Here is a 4,566-nt window from a genome sequence, read left to right as displayed (position 1 = left end):
ATTAATTACCTCTCTCGACAGCAATTACAACTAACACACTACATATAAAACTATACAACAAAATTATAATATATAAGTAAGATTTTGTAAAGGGTTTTTATAAAAAAATTTGACTTTTTTATTTATTATATGTTATTATAAAAAGTATAAACATTTTTAAAATTATAGGTATACCCCAAAGTACATTTTAAATGTACTTTTTATATTTTCGGTTCGATTTTAATATATCGTGGACTTTAAATAGGTAATAGACTATTCCCCAAAATACACTTAATAAATTCTCTAAACTACCCCCCTATATAATTGTGTAATCGTTTAATTAAAGCTTTGAATTAATACTAATAAAAAACATTAATATAGTAATAAAATACGCTTAAATGGGCGTATACACTATGTATACCCTACTTATACATAATATTTATTGTATATCTTTGTCCGCTTATATCCTTATGCATAAAAAAGCATTAACCTAATTGCTAATACCATGTTAATTTGTTTACTTTTTCTATATCTATTAAGTAATTTATTCTTATCTGTTGTTTGTTATTGCTCCTCTTTTTGATACTATTTAACTATTCTACAAAGTATCATTTAAACTATAGATTGATTAATACTTTCATCATGCAATCATTTTAACTATAAGTCAATTTAATTTGATTGTTTTTCATTAAATATTTAATTTAATAGTTATTTTGATACTTTTAATAATAAATAAGAGCGTTAAGAATACTTAACACCCTATATTTTTAAACTTTCTCTTTTTCAGTTAACACTTGCAAATAAAATAGTTGTTCTTTTTGTTTTATTAATGTTTCTTCCTGCATTTCTAAATGCCTAACCATAAACAAACACACACACCACATTAAAACAGATAATATAACCATAGTAATTCCTATCCCCATATTTAATGAAGAGTACACTTCTCTCGTATAATAATAACTTTCATTTTCCACTTTGGTAAAAGCAATTATTAATCCACCTATTATTCCTAAAACTAATATCAGCCATCCTACAAAAGTTAACACCATATTTAATTTGCTTTCACTTTCAAACTTCTTCTCTTTCATCATTCCACATTTTCCTTTTTTATATAAATTATAACATATTTTTTAATTATATATTAATTTGTTCTCATAAAACAATACTTTTCTTTTTTAAATATTGAAATTTTTCTTATGAATCCTCCTATCCCTTAAAAGACATATAATTATAGTGCAAACATACTTCGCATAAGCATCGCAAATTAACGTTTTTACGTTGTTTTTATACCGTTAACATAACATTTTATCGTTATCGTCTTTAAGCATAGTTTAACAATATAACACATAAAATTATTATTTTATTTAAAAAGCATTTTATGTATTATAAGACGTTATAAGAGGGCTACAGACGTTTTATATAATTAATATACTATTACATTGTAATTATATTAGATTGCTTATAAAGGCGTATAAGGGCATTTAAACATATATGTATATTTTTCTTTGTATTAATATGTATTTTATATAATAGCGTTTTAAAGCTCCATAAAGCCTATCTATATAATTTTATGCTTACGTTTGCTAAACATTGCTATACAACTATTATGTTTAACATTGTTTGCAGTCGTTTAGCAATGCTAATCTTAACTAAGCGTTTATATACTTATTGCATAGTTATTTAACACTAAACAATGTTTAGTTAAATATATGCTTAAAGTTTAAAAAATATGCTATTTAAATTATTTTTAATGTAATATAAACGTACTTTGTAACTTTTCATAGCATACTCCCCCTCTTCCCAAACCACAAGGGTAACTTAAACTATATCTCCTAACTAAAAACACCCAACTATATCTCCTAACTAAAAACACCCAACTATATCTCCTAACTAAAAACACCCAACTATATCTCCTAACTAAAAACACCCAACTATATCTCCTAACTAAAAACACCCAACTATATCTCCTAACTACCTCTCATAACGAACCAAGAGAGTAGGTATATAATTGTACATATAATGTATTAATATTTGACCGTTGATAATGAATGAGAATGGCATAACCATGCATATTAGAAGGTGTTTTTACTATGACATTTCGTGTATTAATATTTGACCGTTGATAATAATTATCAATCATATATTTTTATACAAAAAAGGCATATAAATTTTACTTTATATACCTTAAAATTTCTAATAATTTAATCTGTAAATATTGTAATAAAATCCATTATTTTTACTTTCTTGTCTATACCAAATACTTAATAATTTTTCATCCAATAGGTTTTCTATCATTTGTGATATTCTTCCTTGTGTAACTCCTAAACTTTTGGCTAAATCTATCTGATTAAACTGAAACAAATTACCTTTCAAAGTTTTTTGATCCTCTCGTTGTTGTTTATGATGTAAATATCTCATATAGTTATATAATCTTAATTCTTCAGTTGATATATTGCCTTTTATACATTCATAAGTAGCACTATACGATATATTGTAAGTTAATTCAATTTTTGCTCTATCTCTTTTAAGTATATAAATATTTTTAATACCTTGTCTTGCATTACCTTTTATTATTTCAATAAATCCATTTTCCTCTAAGTTATTTAAAGCAGTTCTTACATACTTTTCAGTTAATGCAATATTTTTTATAACTTTCTTTTTAGTATAAGTTAATTCCGTCATGACTTCATCTATAGTTAGTCCATCAGCATGATTTTTTAACACACTATATACTAATAAATCATTACTTTTCATAACCTTAACACCTTTCCTATTGTTTACTCTTAATTTACCCATAACAGTTTCACTCACAGTTAATATTTTATCATCATTATAAATAAAATCTGATATTACTTTACTGTAACAATCATCCTGATACTCACACTGACTACAATTTAACTCTAAACTATTTTTATTATTATATATATGTTTTACTCTATATTCTAAGCTATCACTATAGTTGCTCTTAATAGCCCATTCTTTACAAACCTCTTTTATCGTACCTAAATCTTTATTACGTTGTCTTAGAAATACAACAATATTTTGTAAGTCTTTATATCTATTTCCCTCTTCACTTCCATTCTGTAATATATTTTGTATACATTTTGGCATATTTGTATTATTTAAAGCATATTTTATAGTTGTATCATTTTTAATATTATCATCAGCTTTAACAATACAATTCTTTTCATGTAAAAAATTTATGTCATAAGCTCTAAACAATTTACTATTTCTATCTTCTAGGTGTACTATTCTTACTGTTTTAGCCTTATCTCCCTTTACATTGTACGTATAAGGTATTCTTAGTATTTGTGTCTTTTTAATAGCGTTTTTATCTGCTCCTAGACGCCTACATAAAGCCTTTTGTACTTCATAAACTTTCTCTATATCAGCTGTCTTATTCAGCATTACATAGGCATGATACCCATTTCCACTATCTACAATCGCATGACAATATATTTTTAGCCCCTTGAATAAATTAACTATATTTTTATGATTAAAGTTTTCTCCTAAATCTTTTCTATCAAAATCGAACGCTAGACAATATCTAGTGCTTAAATTCTCTTCTTTTCCGTCCTGAGCGTCTATATGTAAAGTTGCTAACTGAAAATACGTATTTAAATTATAATTACTTTTATTAGTGCTAAAACTAACTAACTCATCTATATCATTAAAGAAATACACTTTATTGTAAGAATTATCTTTATTATTCTGGAATACTCTTATTTTTTCTTTATTAAAATCTATATCTCTAAATATTGTTTTAAAAAATTTCTTTATTTTAAATTGTTTATCTAATATATCCATTAATTTTACCTCTTCTTTTTTCTGTATTTTTAATTTAAGAAGGGTATAAAAACATTGCTTTTCCATAGGTAAAGTGATATACTATATGTAGTGTAAAAGCGTAATGCTAATATTTTTTTTAATTTTAAAAGTATAGTTTAGTTTTGTTTTGAATGGGTTAAGCAATGTTAAAATACCACAAACTAAGCAAACTCTTAATTTAATAGACTGCAATCTATTAAATTAAACGCTTATTTAAGAACTGCAATTCTTAATAAGCTTATTTTTTTGCTCATTTTTACAATAAATTCTCCAATTTTTATTTAAATTGTGTACTTCTGCAACAAGGCTAAATTCTCTTAGCTTGTCTACATTTCTTATAATAGTTTTCCTCTTATTAATTTTAGTATTATATAAGTCTATTAAACAATTTTCTAGCAATAACATTTCTTCTCGATTATGTACTATATTACTAATATCCAAATACTTAATACTTGTCCAATTACCAGACTCAAATATTTTTCTTGTATTTGGATTATGTTTATTTATATGTTTACTTATTCGTGCTTGTAAATCTTCCGTTGCTCCAACATAAATAATTTCATCAAGATTAATTATTATATATAAATAATATCCAAGTCGTTTTTCTCTGTAATTCTTCATGTAAGATTTAAAATATTCTTTATTATTGTTATAATAATTCTTATTATACTCTTTAAAATAATCCTTATGTTTTTCTCTATAATTATTCATGTATTCTTTATTCTTTTTTGTAGTTGTACTTGTTATTTTCATTAATTA

3 protein-coding genes are annotated in these 4,566 nt (G+C 24.3%); all 3 read right to left on the bottom strand.

Features of this window, described 5'->3' with window-relative positions; genetic code table 11:
- Window positions 1-746 precede the first annotated feature (746 nt).
- The 3 genes from HH195_RS12460 to HH195_RS12450 all read right to left on the bottom strand — a co-directional run bounded on the left by HH195_RS12460 (window position 747) and on the right by HH195_RS12450 (window position 4,560).
- The gene (locus HH195_RS12460; RefSeq protein WP_196372131.1) at window positions 747-1,070 is read right to left on the bottom strand and encodes a hypothetical protein; all 324 of its coding nucleotides are present in this window, start codon (window positions 1,068-1,070) and stop codon (window positions 747-749) included.
- 1,102 nt (window positions 1,071-2,172) lie between these two features.
- The gene (locus tag HH195_RS12455; protein ID WP_196372133.1) at window positions 2,173-3,786 is read right to left on the bottom strand and encodes a hypothetical protein; all 1,614 of its coding nucleotides are present in this window, start codon (window positions 3,784-3,786) and stop codon (window positions 2,173-2,175) included.
- A 234-nt stretch (window positions 3,787-4,020) separates the two neighbouring features.
- Complete coding sequence (locus tag HH195_RS12450; protein WP_196372132.1) at window positions 4,021-4,560, bottom strand: GIY-YIG nuclease family protein; 540 nt, start codon at window positions 4,558-4,560, stop codon at window positions 4,021-4,023.
- Window positions 4,561-4,566: the final 6 nt, after the last annotated feature.

The sequence above is a fragment of the Candidatus Sarcina troglodytae genome, from assembly GCF_015708635.1.
In the GTDB taxonomy this organism is placed as follows: domain Bacteria; phylum Bacillota; class Clostridia; order Clostridiales; family Clostridiaceae; genus Sarcina; species Sarcina ventriculi.
The sequence above is the reverse complement of the archived record's forward strand: the minus strand, read 5'-3'. Positions and strand labels throughout refer to the sequence as shown.